The 22,882-nt window shown below is 41.5% G+C and carries 23 protein-coding genes; 9 read left to right on the top strand and 14 right to left on the bottom strand.

The genetic code is table 11. The annotated features are described in order from the left end of the window. Positions 1–4 precede the first annotated feature (4 nt). The 3 genes from ND16A_RS10020 to ND16A_RS10010 are packed head-to-tail and all read right to left on the bottom strand — an operon-like array spanning position 5 to position 4,025. Entirely contained in the window at positions 5–883 is an 879-nt protein-coding gene (locus ND16A_RS10020; RefSeq protein WP_033077428.1) for a DNA adenine methylase, read from the bottom strand. Then, positions 883–2,427 carry a ParB/Srx family N-terminal domain-containing protein gene (locus ND16A_RS10015; protein WP_052073039.1) on the bottom strand — a complete coding sequence of 515 codons (1,545 nt, stop codon included), beginning with the start codon at positions 2,425–2,427 and terminating at the stop codon, positions 883–885. Before ND16A_RS10015 ends, ND16A_RS10020 begins: the two co-directional genes overlap by 1 nt. A gap of 14 nt (positions 2,428–2,441) precedes the next feature. Next, positions 2,442–4,025, bottom strand: a complete 1,584-nt coding sequence (locus ND16A_RS10010; protein WP_200880823.1) for an AAA family ATPase — start codon at positions 4,023–4,025, stop codon at positions 2,442–2,444. 101 nt (positions 4,026–4,126) lie between these two features. Between ND16A_RS10010 and ND16A_RS10005 the strand changes: the two genes are divergently transcribed. The 3 genes from ND16A_RS10005 to ND16A_RS09995 all read left to right on the top strand — a co-directional run bounded on the left by ND16A_RS10005 (position 4,127) and on the right by ND16A_RS09995 (position 7,121). Further along, positions 4,127–5,095 (top strand): phage integrase, encoded by a 969-nt coding sequence (locus ND16A_RS10005; RefSeq protein ID WP_033077430.1) that lies wholly within the window; start codon positions 4,127–4,129, stop codon positions 5,093–5,095. A 213-nt stretch (positions 5,096–5,308) separates the two neighbouring features. After that, on the top strand, positions 5,309–6,463 hold the full coding sequence (locus tag ND16A_RS10000) for a glycerate kinase (protein ID WP_235282091.1): 1,155 nt from the start codon (positions 5,309–5,311) through the stop codon (positions 6,461–6,463). Positions 6,464–6,545: 82 nt separating this feature from the next. Beyond that, positions 6,546–7,121: an NADPH-dependent FMN reductase gene (locus tag ND16A_RS09995; protein WP_033077432.1), complete on the top strand. Its 576-nt coding sequence runs from the start codon at positions 6,546–6,548 to the stop codon at positions 7,119–7,121. Positions 7,122–7,382: 261 nt separating this feature from the next. Here ND16A_RS09995 and ND16A_RS09990 read toward each other — a convergent pair whose 3' ends face one another. The 6 genes from ND16A_RS09990 to ND16A_RS20220 all read right to left on the bottom strand — a co-directional run bounded on the left by ND16A_RS09990 (position 7,383) and on the right by ND16A_RS20220 (position 12,365). Then, positions 7,383–7,943: a hypothetical protein gene (locus tag ND16A_RS09990; protein WP_033077434.1), complete on the bottom strand. Its 561-nt coding sequence runs from the start codon at positions 7,941–7,943 to the stop codon at positions 7,383–7,385. Beyond that, on the bottom strand, positions 7,940–8,455 hold the full coding sequence (locus ND16A_RS09985) for an RNA polymerase sigma factor (protein ID WP_052073040.1): 516 nt from the start codon (positions 8,453–8,455) through the stop codon (positions 7,940–7,942). The genes ND16A_RS09990 and ND16A_RS09985 overlap by 4 nt, the downstream gene beginning before the upstream one ends. Further along, positions 8,452–9,600: an ABC transporter permease gene (locus ND16A_RS09980; protein WP_033077435.1), complete on the bottom strand. Its 1,149-nt coding sequence runs from the start codon at positions 9,598–9,600 to the stop codon at positions 8,452–8,454. Before ND16A_RS09980 ends, ND16A_RS09985 begins: the two co-directional genes overlap by 4 nt. Next, positions 9,594–10,358, bottom strand: a complete 765-nt coding sequence (locus ND16A_RS09975; RefSeq protein WP_081945552.1) for an ABC transporter ATP-binding protein — start codon at positions 10,356–10,358, stop codon at positions 9,594–9,596. Before ND16A_RS09975 ends, ND16A_RS09980 begins: the two co-directional genes overlap by 7 nt. A 9-nt stretch (positions 10,359–10,367) precedes the next feature. Then, on the bottom strand, positions 10,368–11,735 hold the full coding sequence (locus tag ND16A_RS09970; RefSeq protein ID WP_081945553.1) for an alpha/beta hydrolase: 1,368 nt from the start codon (positions 11,733–11,735) through the stop codon (positions 10,368–10,370). A gap of 126 nt (positions 11,736–11,861) precedes the next feature. Next, a complete protein-coding gene (locus ND16A_RS20220; protein ID WP_052073041.1) occupies positions 11,862–12,365 on the bottom strand; it encodes a Spy/CpxP family protein refolding chaperone in 504 nt (167 codons plus the stop codon). 191 nt (positions 12,366–12,556) lie between these two features. Here ND16A_RS20220 and ND16A_RS09965 point away from each other — a divergent pair, with 191 nt between their 5' ends. The 3 genes from ND16A_RS09965 (at position 12,557) to ND16A_RS09960 (ending at position 15,745) form a co-directional block, all read left to right on the top strand. Further along, entirely contained in the window at positions 12,557–13,252 is a 696-nt protein-coding gene (locus ND16A_RS09965; protein WP_033077437.1) for a response regulator transcription factor, read from the top strand. Between the two features lie 7 nt (positions 13,253–13,259). Further along, positions 13,260–14,663, top strand: coding sequence for an ATP-binding protein (locus ND16A_RS0119150; protein ID WP_052073042.1), 1,404 nt, complete (start codon positions 13,260–13,262; stop codon positions 14,661–14,663). Between the two features lie 74 nt (positions 14,664–14,737). Continuing rightward, positions 14,738–15,745, top strand: a complete 1,008-nt coding sequence (locus ND16A_RS09960) for an alpha/beta fold hydrolase (protein ID WP_160173503.1) — start codon at positions 14,738–14,740, stop codon at positions 15,743–15,745. A 97-nt stretch (positions 15,746–15,842) separates the two neighbouring features. On the opposite strand, the gene ND16A_RS09955 is transcribed toward ND16A_RS09960, so the two are convergent. Further along, the gene (locus tag ND16A_RS09955) at positions 15,843–16,748 is read right to left on the bottom strand and encodes a cation diffusion facilitator family transporter (protein ID WP_033077439.1); all 906 of its coding nucleotides are present in this window, start codon (positions 16,746–16,748) and stop codon (positions 15,843–15,845) included. Positions 16,749–16,857: 109 nt separating this feature from the next. Between ND16A_RS09955 and trmL the strand changes: the two genes are divergently transcribed. Next, a complete protein-coding gene (trmL, locus tag ND16A_RS09950) occupies positions 16,858–17,322 on the top strand; it encodes a tRNA (uridine(34)/cytosine(34)/5-carboxymethylaminomethyluridine(34)-2'-O)-methyltransferase TrmL (RefSeq protein WP_033077440.1) in 465 nt (154 codons plus the stop codon). Between the two features lie 85 nt (positions 17,323–17,407). On the opposite strand, the gene gpsA is transcribed toward trmL, so the two are convergent. The 4 genes from gpsA to ND16A_RS09930 form a co-directional block, all read right to left on the bottom strand. Beyond that, positions 17,408–18,412 carry an NAD(P)H-dependent glycerol-3-phosphate dehydrogenase gene (gpsA, locus tag ND16A_RS09945; protein WP_033077441.1) on the bottom strand — a complete coding sequence of 335 codons (1,005 nt, stop codon included), beginning with the start codon at positions 18,410–18,412 and terminating at the stop codon, positions 17,408–17,410. A 3-nt stretch (positions 18,413–18,415) separates the two neighbouring features. Next, positions 18,416–18,922: a protein-export chaperone SecB gene (gene secB, locus ND16A_RS09940; protein WP_033077442.1), complete on the bottom strand. Its 507-nt coding sequence runs from the start codon at positions 18,920–18,922 to the stop codon at positions 18,416–18,418. A gap of 69 nt (positions 18,923–18,991) precedes the next feature. Further along, on the bottom strand, positions 18,992–19,255 hold the full coding sequence (grxC, locus tag ND16A_RS09935) for a glutaredoxin 3 (protein ID WP_033077443.1): 264 nt from the start codon (positions 19,253–19,255) through the stop codon (positions 18,992–18,994). Between the two features lie 20 nt (positions 19,256–19,275). Next, positions 19,276–19,701, bottom strand: coding sequence for a rhodanese-like domain-containing protein (locus ND16A_RS09930; protein WP_033077444.1), 426 nt, complete (start codon positions 19,699–19,701; stop codon positions 19,276–19,278). 226 nt (positions 19,702–19,927) lie between these two features. On the opposite strand from ND16A_RS09930, the gene gpmM reads away from it, so the two are divergent. Then, positions 19,928–21,472, top strand: coding sequence for a 2,3-bisphosphoglycerate-independent phosphoglycerate mutase (gene gpmM / locus ND16A_RS09925; RefSeq protein WP_033077445.1), 1,545 nt, complete (start codon positions 19,928–19,930; stop codon positions 21,470–21,472). Between the two features lie 80 nt (positions 21,473–21,552). Next, entirely contained in the window at positions 21,553–22,677 is a 1,125-nt protein-coding gene (locus tag ND16A_RS09920) for a murein hydrolase activator EnvC family protein (protein ID WP_033077446.1), read from the top strand. The last annotated feature ends 205 nt before the right edge of the window (positions 22,678–22,882 follow it).

Consider the following 22,882-nt stretch of genomic DNA (forward strand, 5'->3'; position numbering starts at 1 on the left):
TATCTTAATTATTTAGCTTTTTAAATTTTTCAATTTCTTTAAAAGTTACATCTGGCTTATAGCCACATTGCAATAAAGAAGGTTTATGAATAATTACTTCAGAACCTTTTCTTTTTGTTTGTGCCGTATATGTTAAACCAAAAGCTTGAGGATCAAACTCAGAATAAATTGAATTTATTTCAGGAGTATTGTCATATGTAACAATCCATGGTTGTTCTAACCTTTCCACACTTTTGTATAATCTGTAATGATCATCATGTACAAAAAAGTTTTGATATAAACCTTTGCCTTTAACGTAATAAGGTGGATCAATATTTAGTAAACATTTATAAGAAATATCTGGTACATATTCATCGATAAACTGGGATGCATCAAGATTCGTAAGAATTACATCATTTCGCCTTTCGGCAATAGCACGGATTTTCCCGATTAAAGCTTCTTTGTTATATCTACAATCAAGTTTATAATTCCCATCTTGCTGCAGGCCACCAATTACTCCGGCTTTGATAATTCCAGAACGATTCGTTCGGTTTAGGAAAAAGGTTGAAAAGCCTAATTCTAAAAGGCTTGGCTTGTCGCTTAATTGAATATCTCTTTGCCTGTGCCATTCATCGATTGTTACAGGCGTTTCTTCAATTAATTTACATAGTTCATCAGTTTTATTTAATACTGAATACCAAAAAGCATGAATAGAAGGGTTTAAATCATTAATAAAGACTTTATTAACATGCCCTTCTAAAAGCAAATACCAAGCTATGGCACATCCACCAGCGAATGGTTCCACATAAGCACCACCCTGTAAATTGTTTAACTTTAGAGTTTCAACAACGTAAGCAGTAAGCTTTGATTTTCCACCTGGATATCTTAGTGGTGAATAAAACATTACTTTTCCTTTAAAGAGATTAATACAGCAAATAATGGCGTCATCATATCCCAAAAGCCATTAAGAAATCTTCTTTCTACTTTATGGGTCTCGGCGCCATGGATATAGTTATTAAGGGTGTCTAAACTGTGTTCATTATCATTTTGCAAAAGCTTCCGGATAACTTTGTTAGCCGCGGCATCTTTTATTTCAGTTTCAACTAAAAATCTTAGGCGTTGCGCCAATGTGACTTCATGATAGCCTTTTTTATGTTCTTTGGCCACTCTCCCTTTTAGGTCTTCACAACTAATAAATTCATCCACCGAAAGATCAAGAAATACTCTCAAAGATGCAGCTGTTGTATTTGGATATTTCCATACTGGTAGATATTTGAATTCATAAAACATAGCCTTCAATTTGCTGCTAGATACATCGATTTTCCAATTTTTTACAACCATCTGGTTTCTACCAGGGTTTTTGTTTAAGATCTTGGTAGGGCTCGCCGTTGGCTTGTCAGTATTCGACGGTTTGGTTTCACCTTCTTGCTGTTTAGGCTCACCTTCTTTTTTGGCTCCGTATTCGCCTTGACCTTCTGCGGTTTGAGTAGCATTTTCATCTTTTGAAAAAGAAACCGTTGGCAGTATGGCTAAGAACTCTTTATTTTTTTCAGGTATAGAGCGAGTATTAGGCTTAATTGTTTGATCAGAAAATTCTACTGAGTTAAAGATCCACTTTAGTAATTTTCCATAAGCATATAAAAAGCTCTTTTCATTTGACGTGATTTTAATATCACTTTCCGCATACTCAATGCCCCAAGCTTCTTTAACATCAGCACTATCAAACCAGCGCTCTATAATAGTCATAGGTATTCTATGGCTATATATAAGCTCTTTCTCTTCAGGAGTCATTTGAGTAAGTACTTCGTGTCGCGTTGCCAAATCTCTGATTTTTACATAGCGTAAAGTTTTCTCTATTTCACCTCGAGCAAAACCTGTTTTTTCGCGAATTATATCGAAGTCGTTATTGTATTTTTCGCACATAGCTTCTATCCAGCGCTGCTGCTGGAGGCGTTCCCACGTGTTTTGTAAAGAGCTAGAGGAGTGACGTTGTAAAATGTACCATTCACAGCTTTCAAAATCAGGCGCCAGACACACTTTTATTTTTTCTATATCGTCTCTGCTAATAAAGTGTGATTGTTCGCGAATATAACGTCTTATTGATCTTGGAGCTTTTTCAGGATCTCGAAGTAACTTCATAGCAAGAACCCGACGATTTCCCTCGGCGACAACATGCTTACCTTTTTCATTTCGCCAAACAATTACCGGTTCAAATGAAATAAAACCTTTAGTTGCAATAGACTTTACCAAAGCTAAAAATTGCTTTTTATCGCTATTATCTTCAATAAAAGCTTCTGCAAAATCTGTTAATTTCACATGTTCTTCAGATGGGTCAATTCGCGGGTTTTGCGCCCACAATTTTAACTGGTCAACAGATCTGGTAACGCGCTTTTCCCACCAATTTTCGTTTGTATTTTTCTCTTCAATGAGTATTTTTTCTTCAATCATTTCCTTGCCCCTTTTTAAAGTCCTTTTGCAGATACAATTTTGTTATATATTTCTTCAAACTTGTTTTTAAATTCTGCTTTTTCTTTTGGTTTGTCCTCTAACCATCGCGCGTAAAGCTTAGCCGCTCCACGCCCCCAGGCTCCAGAATCTTTTTGAGTGTTGTACCATTCTTTGGCTTTAACACGAGATTTCGGTGCCATGATGTCCTCGTAGCTTATATCTCTAAAGCAAACAAGTTTGTCATAATCAGGGTTACTGCTTACCCAAAATGGATCTCGATCGCTTAATTTACTTAAAAATGTCGCTAGCTCCCTTTCTGGTGAATCCGTTCCAGGCAATACAATAAAATTTGTTTTACCTCTAAGCTTTTTACTTTTTTGTGCATCGCCGTCTAATACGACTATTGAATTTGGAAAAATAAAATCCGGTACATGTTGTCTACTTAGTTCTAATAACGTCTCACAACCAAGCTTACATTTTTTAATAAAGTTAGTTTTGGGGAATTTTCGACCTAGAATTGCCTGCGCGAACTCTCTACACTCATCATCTTCGGTAAAAACATTAAACTTTTTGACAACTTTTTTATCGATGGAAACGCTTAGTTTATTGAGAATTCCTTTAAAAGTTATATCCTTATTAACTTCTACTTCACCGTCTAGCTTTTGTAAAAATATAACTTTACATTGGCCTTGTCTTGCTGGCTCTTTTTCTATTTCGAATACACTTTCAATCATTGAAAGGGAATGACTTGTTGCTAAGATTTGAATATTAAATTTTGAACAAAATTTAATAAGGTGTCCTATAAGCTTAATTTGAGCGCCAGGATATAAGGTAGCATCTACTTCATCTATAGCTAAAATACCCCCTTTATAATCATTTGGATATTTGAGTTGAAGCCGTCTAAAAGACAAAACAGCCAATAGCAGTTTACCAATATTATCTTGCCCTGCCGAGTTTGAATTCCAGTCATACTTATCTGCAGAAACGCCAATCGTATCTTTGTTTGTACTGTTTAAATAATCGACGTCTTGAATATTATCTTGTGTAATAAGTATTTTTTTATACCATTCAATAAAAAGCGCTTGTTCTTTGGCATCTAAGGTAACTTTGTTACTTTGTTTCAATTTTTTATCTTCACCAATTGGCAGTAATCTCTTGAGGCTAAGATAAATAACCGGCATTTGAATATAGCCACTCCCTTTTTCTCTAGTTCCTTTTTGCCAAAAACGTATCAACCCCTTTTCTCTATCCCTATGAATGCTTTCTACCGTAAACGGGTCATCTTGCGTTGATAAATGAAGGGTCCATTCATGATCATTGGCTTTATCGAATTTTGTGGATAATTTAAACTTGTCTGCAAAAGCTGATTTATAGTTACCGCCACATAATGGGATTTCATCTTTTAGAGGATTATCTTCCTCTGAAATGGTAAAAGGCTGAGTGAGCATACCCAATAGAGTACTTTTTTGTGTGCCATTTAGACCTGTTATAAATGTTAGATATTTACCGAGTTCAAATTCAACCTCTTTAAATCCTCTAAATTTTTCGATTTCTACCTTGTTAATGATCAACTGCTTAATTCCCTTTTCAAAATCCAATTTTTTATTTTTATAATTTGTACAATTTAACTATACTGTATATATTACCAGTCATTACATGAAACTGTACAGAATATACAACTATATGGTGGTGAATTTCTTTGTCAATCAAAAAGCTAGCAGTTAACTCATATTCTGTAGATATTCGCCCTGATGGCCGAAACGGCAAACGCTATCGAAAAAAATTCCCCACTAAAACCGAAGCATTAAAGTATGAAAAATACATACTTAGCCAATATCATGACAAAGCCTGGTTAGAAAAACCTAAAGATACCAGGCGAATAAGTGCATTAATTCCACTTTGGTATAAACATCATGGTTCACAACTTAAAAACGGTGATAAAGATTTAATTCGAGTTAAGGCTATTAATGAATTGATGGGGAATCCCCGGGTTTGTGACATCACTAATAAGTTTATGGCTGAATTTGCTGCCGAACGTATGCAATCAATTAAAGCGACAACCTATAACCGCGATATTGCAGTGATCAGTAGTGTGTTCACACAATTGATAAAGTCTGAAATATTGCAGGGGGAAAACCCCATTAAAGGCAAAAAGCAGAAGGAAAAGCGTACCGAGCTTGCCTTTTTGACTACTGAGGAAATTAAAACACTACTTACTAAGTTAGATGGTGACAGTTTGAAAATTGCCAAGGTATGTTTAAGTACCGGTTGCCGATGGAGTGAGGGCCAGTTACTCAGAGCTAGTGATATTCATAACCAGAAGATCACTTTTGTAGATACCAAAAATGGCAAGCCACGTAGCGTTCCTATCACAAAGAGTTTATTTGAAGAGCTTAGCCAACATAAGAAACAAGGCCAATTGTTTGAAAGTTGCTATAGTACGTTTATGTACCGCTTAGGAACTAGCGGGATAAAGTTACCCAAAGGGCAAGCCAGCCATGTAATGCGCCATACTTTTGCCAGCCACTATATGATGAATGGTGGTAATCTATTATCATTGCAAAAAATACTTGGCCATGGCGATATTAAAATGACCATGAGATATGCTCATTTAGCACCGGATTATTTGATTGAAGTGTTGGATAAAAACCCGTTAAGCAACTTGTAAAAGTGTCCACACTTTGACCACAATCATTACAAACCATTACTATACATTTATACAGTATGCGTATTTAAGTTATTGATATTACTCGCACCCCTTATTAGTATTGATGTTAAGAATGCCTTTGCCGATGCCTTTGCCAAGGCGAAGAAGCCTTAATTTATAAGAGCCCTGCGTTAGCGTATTTATCACCGCTGAAGGAATGAATTGTTGAAGATAGTGATTGCACCCGACTCTTTTAAAGAATGCTTAACCGCTTTCGAGGTGGCAAGTGCGATTGAAAGCGGTTTTAAACAAGTGTTTCCCGATGCCAACTACGTTAAAGTGCCGATGGCTGATGGAGGCGAAGGCACGGTACAAGCTATGGTAGACGCTACCAACGGCCGTATTGTAAATGTTTACGTTAAGTCGCCATTAGGCGATGAAATAGCAGCTTTTTACGGCATTTTGGGCGATGGCAAAACCGCGGTGATTGAAATGTCGGCAGCTTCCGGCTTGCATTTGGTTGCTGCTGAGCTTCGCGATCCAAAAGTGACCTGCAGCTACGGCACCGGGCAATTAATTAACCATGCGTTAGAACAAGACATTGAGCATATCATCATTGGCCTTGGTGGCAGCGCTACTAACGATGGCGGTGCCGGTATGCTTACCGCTCTCGGTGCTCGACTGTTAGACCAACAAGGGCACCAACTTGCGCCCGGCGGTGGTCATTTAACCGATTTACGCAGCATCGATTTATCACAGCTTCATCCGAAAATTACGCAAACCAAATTTGACGTTGCCTGTGATGTGCAAAACCCACTTTGTGGTGAGCATGGTGCCAGTGTGGTTTTTGCGGCGCAAAAAGGGGCTTCCGCCAGCGACATCGAAATATTAGATCAAGGCTTGTTGCATTTAGGCAAACAACTTGAGCGAATTTGCCAGCAAGCTATTGTTGACAAGTCCGGTGCCGGGGCCGCCGGTGGCATGGGGGCAAGCTTGTTGGCCATTTTAAATGCCAACCTATCATCTGGTGTAGACATAGTCATGACAGCCCTTGATCTGGCCAGCAAAACTGCAGATGCTAATTTAGTGATCACTGGTGAAGGCCGAATGGATAAACAAACCCTATTTGGCAAAACACCGATAGGCGTTGCCAGAATTGCCAAGCAAACTCAGTGCCCGGTAATCGCGATTGTTGGCTGTGTAGAAGCTGGATACGAAGTGGTGTTTGCGCATGGCATCGACGCCGTTTTTCCTGTTCTCTCCGCCCCTTCCAGTCTGCCAGCAGCTCTAGCCAAAGGCTATAGCAACATTGAGAGAGCAGCAGTCAATATTGCCAAAACAATTTTCCTCGCAAACCATGCTAAGCCATTGAAATTAAATCAAAATTAACTTTTAACCAGAAAAACTGGTAAAGTCAATTTGTCTGTTCTATGTTAATTATTACGGTAAATAAAAAAATCATCTTATCACTATGTGCAAAATATTAGCGTTTTCAGGCAGTGCTCGTAAGGGCTCTTTTAACCAACAGTTAGTGTCGATTGCAGCCCGCGGCGCCGAAGCTGCCGGTGCCGAGGTTACGCTGATAAACCTGGTTGATTTTCCGATGCCGATATTTAATCAAGATCTGGAAAGCGAGCAAGGCATGCCAGAAAATGGGCAAAGATTGAAAACGCTGTTAACCGAGCATGACGGCTTGCTGATTGCCTCCCCTGAACACAACAGTAGCTACAGTTCTTTACTAAAAAATGCTATCGATTGGGCATCGCGTGCCACCAGTGCCGACGAAGTGCCGCTGAGTGCTTTTCAGGGAAAATATGCAACAATAATGGCCGCCTCGCCCGGGGGTTTAGGGGGGTTGCGTGGTTTGGTCACATTACGCATGCTGTTGGCCAATATTGGGGTAACCGTACTACCAAAACAAATCGCGATCTCTCAGGCGTTCTCGGCATTTGAGCAAGGCAAGCTCGTTGACGAAACCAAACACAATGAAGTAAGAGCCATGGGCGAAAACTTGCGCAACTTATTGCAAAAGCTAAAAGAGAGTTAGGGTCTGTTGACCTTTGCTGTGCATTTTTGCAGCGTTTAGGCACCATTTTAGCAAGGCATCGCTTTTTGTCGTGTGGTGAGCCACATAAAAAAAGCAGAAACGCGGCAAAAATTGTGCCTAAACGCTGCCCTTTGGGTTCAAACAGGCGAACTTTGCACCGCGTTATGGCTCAATTATTTGGAACAACCAAACTTCAATCGCCAAGCCTTGTTCAAAGCTCGCCTGTTTGAACAAAATTTGTATCGCAAAGGTCAACAGACCCTAGTCTTGTGGTTCGTTTAATTGCTCCAATAACTGTTGGTAATACTGTTTTTTCGCCAATTGTCGTTTCCGGTACCACTGGCCCACCACCACAATGCAGGCAGAGTATGCAACTAACCAGATAATCAATCGATTTAATTTTTCGGCTGCGACCGAATAATAAATTTCCAGGCCGATAACGATAGTAAATACTACAACCGCAAAAATATACGTCACGTAAATCAATTGCATTGCACCTTCACAGCGATGAATTGAGAGTTTTAATAAATTTTTGCTATCAAGCTCCCCCGCCCCCCAGGTGGTGGTTCGTAACCACAGCATATAGGCGGTCCCTAAACTGATGGAAATAATCATTACCACGCCCAAAGCAAAGCTGTCTGGTCGCTCATTTGCCCGGATAAAGACACAGGCCCAAATAACAAACCCGAACCAGAGGATAAAATCGAATAACATTAACAAGAACATTCTACGCTGTCGTTTTTTTGCCTGATTGATTAATTCGACAATTGACATGCTGGCTTGCTGGCCTTGCCATAATGATTTTAATGGCTCTAAACTCATGATGATTCCTCGGTAAAAAATTGCGATAACTGCTGTTTAATTCGATTGAGCATAACGCCGACATTGCTGGTGGTTAAACCACAAACATCTGCAATTTGTTGATAACTAAACCCTTCTAAAAACAAGGAAATAACTTGCTTTTGCATGGTTGGTAGTTGTCGTATTTGCGCCAATAACTGTTGATACTTTTGTTGTTCACTTAACTGCTCATCAATAAAGGCCGATTGGCATACATGCTCACTCAATTCTTGCTCTGCCAAATTTTTTACCGCCTTATCAACGTGGCTGATGCAACGGTTATGGGCGATGCGGGCAAAGTAGGTTTTCATTGCCGAATCGCCTTTAAACTTGTCAAACGATGACCAAATTGCCAACACCACCTCTTGCATCAGTTCTTGCTGAATTGCCGGGATCGCTTCATAAGACGCGACAATACGTTCGAGCATCGGCAAATGAGTTTGTAATTGTTGCTCTAAAGTTGACTGGCTGCGCCAGCTCTTAAAAAACATCATCTTTCGAAAATAATATTTTCCTGATTAAGTTTAACCCGTACTGCAAGCAGACACATTAGCGCAAGGGCGATGGTGAACAAAGATAGCGTAAATGTAACAGTAAGGTTGAGTGTTTGTCCTGAAAATATTTGCTGTAATAATTGTTGCTGACCAATCAGTGGTAGTAAGTGGGCAAAGCTTATATCCGCCCATTTATCACTCATAAACACCGCTAACATCGGCAAAAAGCTGAGCATGGTTAGATAACTTTGCCCCTCTTTATATGTTTTCGCGGTGATTGCCACCAGCATTTGCAGCGCAGTTACCAGCAATGCTAAAGGTAATAAAATGCAGGTACCGAATAACATCACATTTAGCGACCAATGAATTTGCATGTCTAATTCATACAATGGCAGTGAATTAATTAAATTAAAGCCGAGTACCATAGTGATCGCAGTGCCGATGATACCAACAGCGCCGCCAACAAGCCATTTAGAGACAACAATGTTCAGTCTTGCTACCGGTTGTGATAACAACGGCATTAACGAGCCTCTTTCGCGCTCACCGGCGGTAGCGTCATTGATATAATTGAGGCTAATGATAAACGGCGAAAGCAATAAGAAAATTAATAAGCTGTCTAATAGCCGTTTCCCACGAACGGTATGTTGGTTTACTTCATGCACGTTAACTTGCCAATCACTGATATATGGACTGGCCCCCTGTTTTAACAAACTGTTGGTATTTTCCTGAGCAAGGAAACTGTTCATCACTTGCTGCATTTTTTTTAGTTGCTGCTCACCTTTACTGTCCTGGCTGTCGCCAAATACATTGATGTTAAGCAACGGATAGCCTGATGCGGTGCTGCTCTTATTCACTTGCAGCACAATATCAACAAGACCATCGGCTAACGCCGTTACTGCTTCTCCCTCAATATATTGGGTTTGAATTTGTTTGTAGTTTAAAAACTGCTCAATATAGTCAATTTGCGGGTGTTGTTGATAAATGCCAACTTTCACTTGGGTAGTGCCGGTGATCGTGGCAATTAATCCTTTTAACACGATAAACAATAACACCGGGCCAAAAAATGCGTAGGCAAAGGTCGCCAACATTGAACGCTTGTCACGAAACAACTCTAGCCATTCTTTTTTCAATAAGGCGATTAACATGATGCGATTCCTGTCGTTATTTTCGGTGTTACTGGAGCTGTTATTAAAGATTTAGTGGGCTTAATTGCTTGCAGAAATGCGTGCTCTAAATCGGTTGACGTTTGTTTTAATTGACTAAGTTCGCCATCAAAACATACCTGGCCGTCATTGATGATCACCACCTGGTCACAAAGCCTGTCAATTTCTTGCATCACATGGCTGGAAAATAAAATGCAACAACCCTGACTTTTCAACTCTAACAGGTATTCTCTTAGTACTCGGATAGCCAACACATCTAAGCCGCGGCTAGGTTCATCAAGCACCAGGTATTTAGGTTGATGCACCAGGGCTCTGGCCAAACCCACTTTCATTCTTTCACCAGTAGAAAAACCCGACACTTTGCGATCGGCAAGCGCCCTAAGGTGTAACCTGTCAATAACCGCCTGACTCGCTTGCTTGCTATTGTTCAAGCCTTGCAAGGCGGCAAAAAATTCTATGTTTTCACGGGCCGTTAAATTGCTGTACAGCCCTTGTGCCGTTAAAAACAAGCCCACCTGTTGTTGTACTAACATTGGCGTTTGCACCACACTGGCACCATTAATGTGTACATCACCAGTATCTGGTTTCAGTAACCCGGATAATATTTTTAGCGAGGTTGACTTACCCGCGCCATTGACGCCGAGTAAGCCAGTAATGGTGCCTTTATCACAGCTAAAATTGATATTGTTATTGGCTTTTATCTCACCAAACTGCTTACTAACTTGCTTAAATTCAATCATCAAGGTTCCTTAAAGGGCAAAAGGCGGAAATTTGTTGTCATTAACACAGCTGCTGTCGCTAATGGCACCGGTTAAGATAAATTCATTAATTAATCTTGGCATGCAGCCACGGCTAGAATTGGTATGCCCGGCATTCGGCATGATCAGATGCGTACTATTGGTTAAATAGCTCAACGCCTGTTCGGCACTTTGCTCAGGAGTGATCGGGTCGAGTTCCCCGGAAATCATCAATGTCGGCATGCTCAGCTGTTTCGGCAATTGCACTTGTGCCGTTTTCATTAACGTTTCCTGACTGCAAATATCTGCCCAGATACGATAATAGCTATCGCCAACAAAGCTGTTTTCTCCGAGTTCTTTGGCTAATGCTCCCTGCCCGGCAAATACATGCTCCTGACATAACACGCCCATGGTCAAGCCCAAATACATGCTGTCGGTTGCAGCACCCGCGGTGGCTTGTGAGATGGCATTAAACATAGAGAAATCGCCAGCACTGGCCCTGTCTATTGCCAACGGTAAGCGTGCAGAAATTTCAGGGGAATATAGCGCAGAACGAATTAAATGCATCAATTCAACACCATCAATTAAGGTGTCATTGTTTAACGCCACGGGTTGTGTATTCAATTGGCTTTTAAGCGCTAAAATTTGCGCGGGCCAATTGTCAAAGCGCTGACGACAACGACGGTCTTTTTGGCACAAAGCGTATAACCGTTGCAGTGCGTTTTCGGCATAAGGGCCACCATTCACTAACGGGTTAGCGGTTAATGCTAAAACAGCATCCAACAATAATGTATGCACTTGTTCAGGAAAGTAACTGGCATATGCTTGTGCAGCAAAGGTACCGTAGGAGCCGCCCCACAAAGAAATTTGTGCATAACCAAAGTGTTTTCTGACTTGTTCGATATCTTTTACGTACGTTTCGGTGGTGAGCTCTTGCATGTAGGGCAATACGTTTTCCCGGCATACATCAAAGGCTGCAGTAATGTCGTCTTTGGTGAGCAAATCATGGGTGTCACAACCCAAGCCAAAACTTTTTCCGGAGCCACGCTGGTCAATAAAGATAATATCGTGTTGTTTTAATATTTGCTGAAACGCGACATTGATATACTGAGTCATTTCGCTGGCAGCTTGTCCTGGGCCACCGGCCAACACAAACAAAGGAGGGTTATTGCTAGCTGATTTTGCTGGCACTCTCACTATGTGTATTTGCCTTGAAGCAGAGTTTTTCTGTTCATATAGGCGCGGTACATCAAGAGTAGTGCAACTAACGTGTTGGCTTTGACCTTTGACAAAACAAGCCGAGGCATCGGGGGAAAATGCCACAGCCTGGCTGATCATTAACACACAACAAAGTGGGACAAAATATTTCAAATATTTCATTTGGTTATCGACCTTTTTAACAAGTATTGGTATCTATACCTGTAATAGTCGGTAAGCAAACGTATTTATTACAAAAAATTTATATTTTTTTTAACCGTCACCGCTAATACTAATATTTAGCTAATTTTACTGCTCAGTTTTACTGACTTTAGCGTCTCGGTGTTTCTGTTTATTGCCTTGCTTTCTTTCACGTTTTTGCTGTTGCATCTGTTCCAGTTTTTGCTTTTGTTCTGGCGTTAATAGTTGATACAGCTGATGCATAGTTTTCGCAGTTATCAATCCAGCCTTAGCCATCTTCGCCGCTTTTTTCTCTTGCATTAAGATAAATGCGGTTTCGTCGAACGTTTCGGCTTTGATCAATTCCGCCATCGCGCTCCTGCCATTTTTATCCTTGCCATCATCACTACTTTTTAGCGCCATCAATTGCTCTTTCTTTGCCGCTTGTATGGCTTTTACTTGCTGCTGTTGTTGCTCGCTTAAATCGAGTTTACTCATCATTGCCCGCATATGACGTTGCATATCCTGGCCACGATGGCTTTTACCGTGCTCTTTCGCCATTACACTTGTCCCCAGAGTAAGAGCCACTAATGTGGTACATAACAGAGCGATATTTTTAATTTGCTTATTCATAATTGATGTTATCCTATTTATTTAGCTTATTAGTTTGCTAACTAAGCTTGTTAACGTCTTAATAAGCATAAAAGAAATCTATGCAAAGTTGTGCAAAGCAACGTAAAGATTAAGTAAAGTCAATGACGTAAGGCGAATAACTGGTTATATTGATCATAGAAAAAACCACTGAATTACCACAGAGCACAAGAATGACGAGCAAACACTTACTATTAATCGACGACGATCAAGAGTTGGCAGAATTACTGAATGAATTCTTAGCCAGTGAAGGCTATCAAGTGAGTTGTTGTTTTGATGGTATTAGTGGCTTACAACAAGCCAAAACTCAGCTCTATGATTTAATATTGCTGGATGTAATGATGCCCGGTTTAAGTGGTTTTGAGTTACTAAAGGCCTTGGGTGGCAAACATCACACACCAATTTTGATGCTAACTGCAAAAGGTGATGATACCGATAGAGTGTTAGGGCTTGAGTTGGGTGCCGATGATTATTTAGCTAAGCCATATAATCCCAGTGAATTATTAGCACGCATTAAGGCGATTTTAAGGCGGGTTGATATTATTGAAAATAAAGATAAAAAACCGGCGTTGGAGTATAATCAGGTATTATTGAAAAATGCCACGCGCGAGGTGTTTTGTCATCAGCAAAGTGTCGCACTTACCGGTACCGAATTTGAAATGCTGCATTTATTAATGGAAAATCTGGATGCCATCGTCTCAAAAGAGCAGCTGTCTGAACAGGTGTTAAACCGGCCTTTAAGCGCTTACGATCGCAGCATAGACATGCATATCAGCAACATTCGTCGCAAATTACAGCAACATTCCGCACTCGAGAAAATTAAAACCATACGTGGTGTCGGCTATGTATTTATGAGTGGTGATAGGTAGAGTATTGATGCCGATCAGATCTGTATTCTCATCACTTACGCTAAAAGTCTTTTTAGGGTTTTGGATCATTGCGATAAGTGCGATATTGGTTACCCGCTGGGTGTCGTTACAGTTTAGTGAGTATAATCAAGTCACCGCGCTTAGTGAAAATCAGCAACAGCAGTTAACTAAAGTCGTGAGCCGGATTAACTCTCTGGCAAAACGTCAACCAGGAAATGTACTGCAACTGATTGCCGCGAAAGACCGTCGTTTACCCAGAGGAATTTGGTTAAAATCAAGAGCCAGCGGAACAATTATCACCAATAGTAAATCCCCTCACCCCGAGGTAATGGATAATATTGATGCGCAAAAATTTACTCAACCCGTAGCATTACACTTGTTTGGTTATCAATTGATTGGACCGAGTACTATCACCTTGGATAATCACCAGTATCAGCTATTTACCGGAAAACCAGTACGACCCCGTGATTTTGCCGGCATGCTACGGCAAATGCCATTTTGGTTGCGCATACTCACCGGTTTATTAGTAACGGCGTTATTGTCCTGGTTATTGTCCTGGTATTTGATCAGGCCATTGAAAAAACTGACCCGCGCCAGCGAACAATTTGGTAGTGGTGACTTATCCACCCGAGTGCCAGAGTTTGACCGGCGTTTCGATGAGGTGGGTCAACTTGGGCAAGCGTTTAATTCAATGGCCGACCATTTGCAAACCTCCATTGCCGCCCAGCAGCGCTTACTAGGTGATGTGTCACATGAATTACGTTCACCGTTAACCAGGCTACAACTGGCGTTGTCATTAGCCAATAAAGTTGAACACAAACCAATTGAAATGGAGAAATACTTTCAGCGCTTTAACATTGAAATACAGCGCCTGGATGAAATGATCGCGCAAGCGCTGCAGTTATCTCGTTTAGAAAACCAGTTGCAACAAATTCACCTACAAGCGGTGAATCTTAATGAGCTCATTAACAACATTATTGATGACGCCGAATATGTGTTGAAGGAAAAACAAGTCACCGTTACTTTTGAAAACCCTACAACCATTAACATCACAGCAGATGGGCAATTGCTCGCCAGCGCCATAGAGAACCTGCTCAATAATGCCATGCGCTTTAGTCCGGCGTCGGCACAAATCGATATCTCATTAACGGTGCAAATCAATACTATAGTGTTCAGCATTTGCGATCAGGGTAAAGGCGTGGCGGCAGAGCAATTGCAGAAAATTTTCAAACCCTTTTATCGTACCGCTCAGGCAAGAGATAGAGTCAGTGGCGGTACCGGTTTAGGATTAGCCATAGCGAGTCGTGCGGTTGAATCTCACCACGGTAAAATTTATGCGCAAGCGGCAACAACCAATAGTGAAAACCCAGGATTGAAAGTCACCATCGAATTGCCGTATGCTACGAGGTAACGATTAGCCAAAAAACACTGTTTGCTATTATGCGCTTTTTACTTCTCTTGATTACATCACTGGGTTTAAATTCTATGTCGGTTACGGCCAAACCATATAAATTTACGCAAGAACATGAATTACTAACGAAACAAGCTGAAATTGATCAGTTTTGGCAAAGCGGTGAATTTTCCTCTTTCAAAAGCTACGATCAGCTAAACATACATTATGCGCTATTTACCAAAGCCAAACACAAGCAATGTATCGTGCTCTCATCGGGACGTAGTGAAAGCTACCTTAAATATAAAGAACTCGCCTTTGATTTACAAAACAATGGTTACAACGTTGCAATGATAGACCATCGAGGCCAGGGGTTGTCACAACGCGAACTAGAAGACAACGATAAAGGCTATGTAGACGATTTTAATGATTACGTCATCGATATGCATCAATGGTTAAACACCTACGTGATGCCTGAATGTGGCGACAACATGTACCTGTTGGCCCACTCTATGGGCGGGACCATAGCGACACTTTATGCACAACAATTCTCCTCCGCTTTCAAAGCGGTGGTGTTGTCTTCTCCGATGATTGCGGTAAATGGTGGCAGTATACCTGACTGGCTTGGTAAACCTTTGATTAAAACAAGCCACTTTGTTGACAATTTATTTGGCGATCAATCCGCCTATTTTTTTGGCCATGGACCGTATCAAAGCAAGCCATTTAAGGGCAATGATTTAATGCAATCTCAAATCAGATATCAACACTTTAACCAGCTTTATCAACAAACACCTGAAATACAATTAGGCGGTGTCACGTTAGCCTGGCTCAATGGCGCGGTAAAAGCTGAAGCGCAAATATTTGCTAACATCGACAAGATTACGACTCCGCTATTGGTATTGCAGGCGGCCAGAGATACTGTGGTAAGCAATGAAAAACAAACACAATTTTGCCAGCAACTGCATCAGTTGCAACCGGCTTCATGCCCTGACGGTAAGCCGGTGGTGATAGAAAATGCTTTGCATGAGCTATTGTTTGAGCAAGATGAGATCCGCAATCAAGCCCTCAGGCAAACACTTAATTGGTTTGCTGAGCAGCAATAACCATCCGTGCTTTTAGTAAAGTTGTGCAGCGTAAGGCTAAGTTAAGCATAGCTGAACTAGTTTGAATGCTACTGCGGCTCAGCGCATGCAATCAGCCTCAACCTTTTTGTAATCTTGACAACTCTGTTGGGACTACCGATTGTGGGTCTTGATGAATAAACACTTCGGTATGGGCAAACTGTGTCAATATTGCCTGTTCAATTTCGTCGGCAATCTTATGGGCCTGCACTAAAGGCAAATGATCGGGCAATTCAAGGTGAAACTGAATAAACTTCATTTTGCCAGCTTGTCGGGTTCTGAGTTCATGAAACCCTAGCGATTTAGGGTTTTCATTAATGACTTGCTCAATGATTGCCAACTCTTCATCGTCCAACTCTTTATCCATTAAATCGTGCACGCTTTGATAGACAATATTGACCGCTCCGGTAATTAAAAAGATACCAACAAAAATGGTAAATAAGCCGTCGGCCTGGGCAATTTCATACTGACTTAACACTAAAGCAATGATCACCCCAAGGTTGAGAAATAAATCCGATTGATAGTGCAAAGAATCGGCCGAAATGGCTATCGATTGGGTTTTTTTAACCACCATTTTTTGCAATATCACCAGCGCCAGGGTTAACGCGATGGCCAAAATACTGATCACGATGGCAAGATTTGTATGCAGTATGGGTTGCGGGTTCAGTAGTCGGTCAACACCGTGAAAAATAAGTAGCAAAGCGGAACCTAAAACAAATGAAGACTGCATTAAGGCGGCAAGGTTTTCTGCTTTACCATGACCAAACTTGTGTTCTTTATCCGCAGGCGCGAGAGAATATTTTAATATGAGGAAACTGGTCAGTGAGGCAAACACATCCAGTAATGAATCGGTGGTAGACGCCAGCATTGCCGCAGAGCTAGAAACCCACCATGCATAGAGCTTGCTCAGCACTAAAATAAAGGCCACGCCTATGGCTGCCTTGCTGGCCAATTTTACTAAACTTTCATAATCTCTTGCTTGCATTACTTACTACTACTCTTTAAAGATACATATCAGACTCTAAATAATTTTAAACTTTTCTGTTGGTCGTTGTATAATAATTTCTTTAACTTTTTTGAGCCAATCCCCTACCATGCTAGACATTGTTCTGTTTGAACCCGAAATTCCGCCCAATACCGGTAACATTATTCGCTTATGTGCCAATAGTGGTTTTCGTTTGCATTTAATCGAACCGCTAGGGTTTGATATTGATGATAAACGATTACGCCGAGCAGGCCTTGATTATCATGAATTTGCCAATTTAAAAGTTCATAAAAACTATGATGAATTTATCAAAACGGAACAACCAAAACGTGTATACGCTTCCACCACTAAAGCCACCCGTTTTCACGGTGAAGTAACGTTCGAGCTGGGGGATTATATTATCTTTGGCGCGGAAACCCGTGGGTTACCTGACTCGGTTCGTGATCAAATTCCGAATGAACATAAAATTCGCATTCCGATGCTGGCCGATTCAAGAAGCATGAACTTATCCAATTCAGTAGCGGTGATTGTCTATGAAGCCTGGCGTCAACTGGATTTTGATGGTGCCATTTAACCGGAATTAGAGAGTATAAGTATTTCCCTATACAAAAAAACGTCCAGTCGGACGTTTTTGTACTGATTTAATTTGTGTTCCGCAACTATTCGGTCTTTCTATCCCGGCTCAACAAGTTAATGGCCGCTTCTTTCGCCGGCAAGTCTTGATAGAGCACTTGATAAATTTGTTCAACAATTGGCATCTCAACCTGATAGCGTTTCGCCAGCATGTACACTTCTTTGGTATTGCGGTAGCCTTCGACCACCTGGCCAATATTGTCGATGGCGTGCTCAACGGTATCGCCGGCACCCAACGCCAAACCAAAGCGACGGTTTCGCGATTGATTATCGGTACAAGTTAATACCAAATCGCCCAGGCCAGCCATGCCCATAAACGTAGCATTTTGTGCACCAACGGCTGCACCCAAGCGGGTCATTTCCGCCAAGCCTCGCGTAATTAATGCCGTTCGGGCATTCGCACCAAAGCCAATGCCATCGGCAATTCCGGCACCTATGGCGATCACGTTTTTCACCGCACCACCTAATTGCACGCCGATAAAGTCATCGTTTTTATACACTCGGAAGGTTTTTTCACAATGTAGTAAATCGGAAAGTATCGCTGCAAAGGCATCGCTGGTTGACGCTAATGAAATTGCGGTTGGTAAGCCAGCGGCCATCTCTTTGGCAAAAGTAGGGCCAGACAATACTGCTAAACTTACGTCTTCACCTAAAATGTCTTGGGCAACATCTTGTAATAACCGACCTTCTTTTGGATCTAAGCCTTTGGTAGCCCAGGCAATTTTATGCTGCGCCGTTAAGTAAGGCTTAATTTGCTCTAACATATCGACAAAAGCATGGCTTGGCACGACAATTAAAATGTTAGTGCTGGCTTTAATCGCAGCGGCTAAATCGGCCTGTAGCGACAAAGATTCGGGAAAGGTAAATCCGGGCAGGTATTTTTCGTTGCTGCGCGTAGCAGCCATCGCTTGTACATGCTCAGCACTTCTGCCCCATAATAAGGTGTTATGAGAATTTCGGGCTAAGCAAAATGCCAGAGCAGTGCCGTACGACCCTGCTCCAATCACACTAATATCAGCTTTAACTGACATCGATTATGCGTCAGCTGTTTCTTGCGCTGCTTTCGCTTCGGCTGCACGTTTTTGTACGTATGAAGCAAACAATGCATCAAAGTTAACCGGTGCTAAGTTTAATTGTGGGAAAGTACCACGAGAAACTAAGCTGCTAACTACTTCGCGAGCGTATGGAAATAAGGTATTCGGGCAGAAAGAACCTAAAGTGTGAGCAATTTGTGGCTCAGGCATGTTACCAACAGTGAAAATACCCGCTTGTTGTACTTCACATAAGAATGCAACTTCTTCGCCTAATTTAGCCGTTACCGTTAATGCTAAGATCACTTCATAAGTGTCGTCCGCTAATTTGCTTGAACGCGTATCAAGATCTAGTTTAATTTCTGGTTGCCAATCTTTTTGGAATATTGATGGCCCTGCCGGCGATTCAAAAGATACATCTTTTGTGTAAATACGTTGAATAGCGAACGCTGGTTGTGCAGCTTGTGCGTCGCCGCCGTTAGCTGCCGGAGTTTGATTTTCTTCAGACATGTTCTGTATTTCCTAATTTATCTTGTTGGTTACTGCTATCTTAATTGTAACAGTTATTGTTTATTTAAATTACGCCTGAGCGCTTAAAAGCGTATCCAATTGTTTAGAATATTCCAGAGCCATTAACTCATCACAACCGCCGATGGCGTTATTGTTAATGAAAATTTGCGGCACTGTCATTCCACCATTACTGCGTTGGATCATTTCGGCACGTTTTTCTGGCTCTAAATCGATACTGATTTCGTCAAACTCAACTTGCTTGTGTTGTAACAGCGATTTTGCTCTTACGCAAAAGCCACAAGTCATGCGAGTATAAATAACCACGTTTGCCATAAATTTACCTTGTAATGCGTTTATTTAGCGACTGGTAAATTTGCACCCTGCCAGGCAGAGAATCCACCTTTAAGGATACTTACCTGAGAGAAACCTGCTTTTGCTAACGCATTGGCTGCTTTCGATGCACTCATACCAGCAGCACATACAACTATAATGGGATTGGCTTTTTCTTTTTCAAGGGCAACCAGGTCATTGTTGCTAATTTTTTCCAAAGAGTGCTGCTTTGAGCCGATAATATGGCCCTTGTTAAAATCAGCTTCGCTGCGAATGTCAACAATCACGCCATTTTCACGGTTCACTAACAGCGTTAGCTGCTGCGTGCTAATTTCTTTAATTTTTGACAACTTGCTCTTAACGGTAATAAATACCAACATAGTGGCAATTGCCAACCACGCCATACTTAACATTGGGTTATTTACGGCAAATGTGATGTATTGATCCATAGTACTCTTACTCTGTGTATATCGTATATTCGGCGCAGCAATACTTTGATACGCATTTATAAAGGTGACAAGTATACCGTTTGCACTTTAAGATGCCAGTGATATGTTAAATCGTTATAATAAATACTGGTTGATTTAGCAACAACTGTAGCCCTGAGCACAGATATTTGGCAGAATTAGCCTCAATTACCCAATATTTAACAATTCTCATTAGCAAGGCATCGATATGAACCAGAAAAAGACCATGGCATTATTAATTCTCGACGGTTGGGGATATCGTGAAAACAGCGATTCAAACGCAATTTTTCATGCCAACACTCCGGTACTCGATGGTTTGAAACAAAACTACCCGAATATGCTAATTGAAACTTCAGGCATGGCGGTAGGCTTGCCAGACGGACAAATGGGAAATTCAGAAGTCGGCCATGTCAATTTAGGTGCCGGCCGCATTGTCTATCAAGATTTCACTCGTATCACCAAAGCGATTGCAACCGGAGAGTTTAAGCAGAATGAAACGCTGATAAGTGCCATCGATAAGGCGGTAAGTAATGATAAAGCGGTTCATGTTTTTGGCCTGATGTCACCGGGTGGCGTGCATAGCCATGAAGAGCATATTTTAGCCCTGCTTGATATGGCGAAAGAACGTGGCGCCAATAAAGTATATTTGCATGCCTTCCTTGATGGCCGTGACACCCCGCCGCGCAGTGCCGAATCAACACTGGAAAAAGCAGAACAGAAATTTGCTGAATTAGGCAATGGCCAGGTAGCATCACTGATTGGTCGCTATTATGCCATGGACCGAGACCAGCGCTGGGAGCGCGTAGAAACGGCCTACAATTTACTGGTAAGTGGTGAGTCATCATTTACGGCCACAACGGCCGTTGATGGCTTAAAAGCGGCATACCAGCGTGATGAAAATGATGAGTTTGTCTCGGCCACCAGTATCCTTGACGCTCAGGGTGAGTCCATTGCCATGAATGATGGCGACTCATTGATTTTCATGAATTTTAGAGCCGACCGCGCGCGTCAGTTTAGCCGTTGTTTTACCGAAGCTGATTTCGCTGGATTTGACCGTAAGCAGATTTTACAAAATAGTGAATTCGTCATGCTTACCCAATACGCTGCCGATATCAACGCTCCAGCGGCATTTCCACCAGCAGAATTGAACAATGTGTTAGGTGAGTGGTTGCAAAAACACGACAAAACTCAACTCAGAATTTCTGAAACCGAAAAATACGCCCATGTCACTTTCTTTTTCAGTGGTGGCAAAGAAGACACCTTTGATGGTGAACAACGTATTTTAGTGCCTTCACCACAAGTCGCCACGTACGATCTGCAACCAGAAATGAACTCTACCTTACTTACCGACAATTTAGTGGCGGCCATTGATAGCGGCGAGTACGATTTGATCGTTTGCAATTACCCCAATGGTGACATGGTTGGTCATACCGGTAAATTTGATGCCGCGGTCAAAGCTTGTGAAGCGGTTGATGCCTCAATCGGGCGAGTGGTTGCCGCTTTACAAAAGAATGGTGGTGAATGTTTAATAACCGCCGACCATGGCAATGCTGAAATGATGGTAAATAGTGAAAGCGGTCAGGCGCATACCGCGCATACTTGTGAACCTGTGCCACTAATTTATGTCGGCCGTGATGCCGATGTGGCAAATACCGGTGCTTTAAGTGATATTGCTCCTACCTTATTGCATTTAATGGCGATGGAACAACCTGATGAGATGACCGGGTCATCGTTAATGCACGTTAAAGACTAAAGACCGAGATTTCGTTAGTGACTAAGTTTACAAGGAAGGCTGTTGCTATTTTCCACGCTGGTATACCATCGATAAAGACAATGCAGTCTTTATCGATTGGTTTATTCTGTTTGCTCAGTTTTATGCCAGCCCTTGTTGTTGCGCAAAGTAATGACACGAAAAAAGACTTAACCGATGTTAAACAAAAAATAGAGCAACAAAAAACAGAAATAGAACTTAGTAATAAGCAACAACAACGGATTGAACAACAGCTTAAAAGTGATGATTTAGCGATAGCCGCCAGCGCGGCTAAAATGAATGCCACCAGTAAGCAACAAACACTCACCCGGGATAAAATTAACAAGCTAAAACAACAGCAGCAGATTCTGCTAAAAAGCAAGCAACAGCAAGAAGCGGTATTGGCAGAACAAATTCGTAGCGCCTATTCGGCCGGCCATCATGACTATTTGAAACTGCTATTAAATCAACAAGGTCCGAGTAATGTAGAGCGCACCTTAACCTATTATCAGTACCTAAATGATGCCCGGATGAGCAGCATCGAGAATTTTGAACAAGTCATCATTGAGCTTGGCAAAATAGAGCAGCAACAAATAATACAAGCTGAGCAACTGCAACAGTTGGTGCAACAACAGCTTGCACAAAAACAAGCCATAGAAGCAAAGCAACAACAACGCCAAGCCACCTTGAAAGCACTAAATTCGCAAATTTTGTCGAGCAAACAGCGCTTAAACAAACTTGAAAGTGAAGAAAAATCACTGATCCAAACCTTAGCTCGCATTCAGGCACAATTGCAACGAGAAAAAGAATTAAAAGGCTTAAGCAAGCTAAAGAAAAAGCTTAAGTGGCCGGTAAAAGGCCGTATCGCTCATAATTTTGGTACCAAGAAACAAGGCTATTTACGCTGGAAAGGAGTGCTATTAAACGCATCCATAGGTCACAACGTCAACACCATTCATAACGGTACCGTGCTATTCGCCGACTGGTTAAAAGGCTATGGCCTGGTAATAGTAATTGATCACGGCGATGGTTACATGAGTTTGTATGGGCACAACCAAACCCTACTGAAAAGTGTCGGTGACCGGGTAGAAATTGGTGAATCTATTGCCTTAGTAGGCCAGTCAGGCGGACAACGCCAATCGGCATTATATTTTGAAATTCGTCACAAAGGAAAACCGGTAAACCCTAAATTTTGGTGCCGGGGTTAAAGGGGTACAGGGTAATTTCAGCATACCGTTGACCTTGGCAAGTGACACCACATTATTTTTGCTCTGCAACTGCAGTGCTCGCCAAGTATTTGTAAAAACAACTGATTTCATTTTTAGCGCTCGATTTTGAGAAATATTATTGTTATTCTCAATATTAACAAACATGGTCAAATCCATGTATATTTATAAAAATAAGAATCCTCGT

Origin of the sequence: Thalassotalea sp. ND16A, assembly GCF_000764205.1 — a bacterium.
Lineage (GTDB): Bacteria > Pseudomonadota > Gammaproteobacteria > Enterobacterales > Alteromonadaceae > Thalassotalea_A.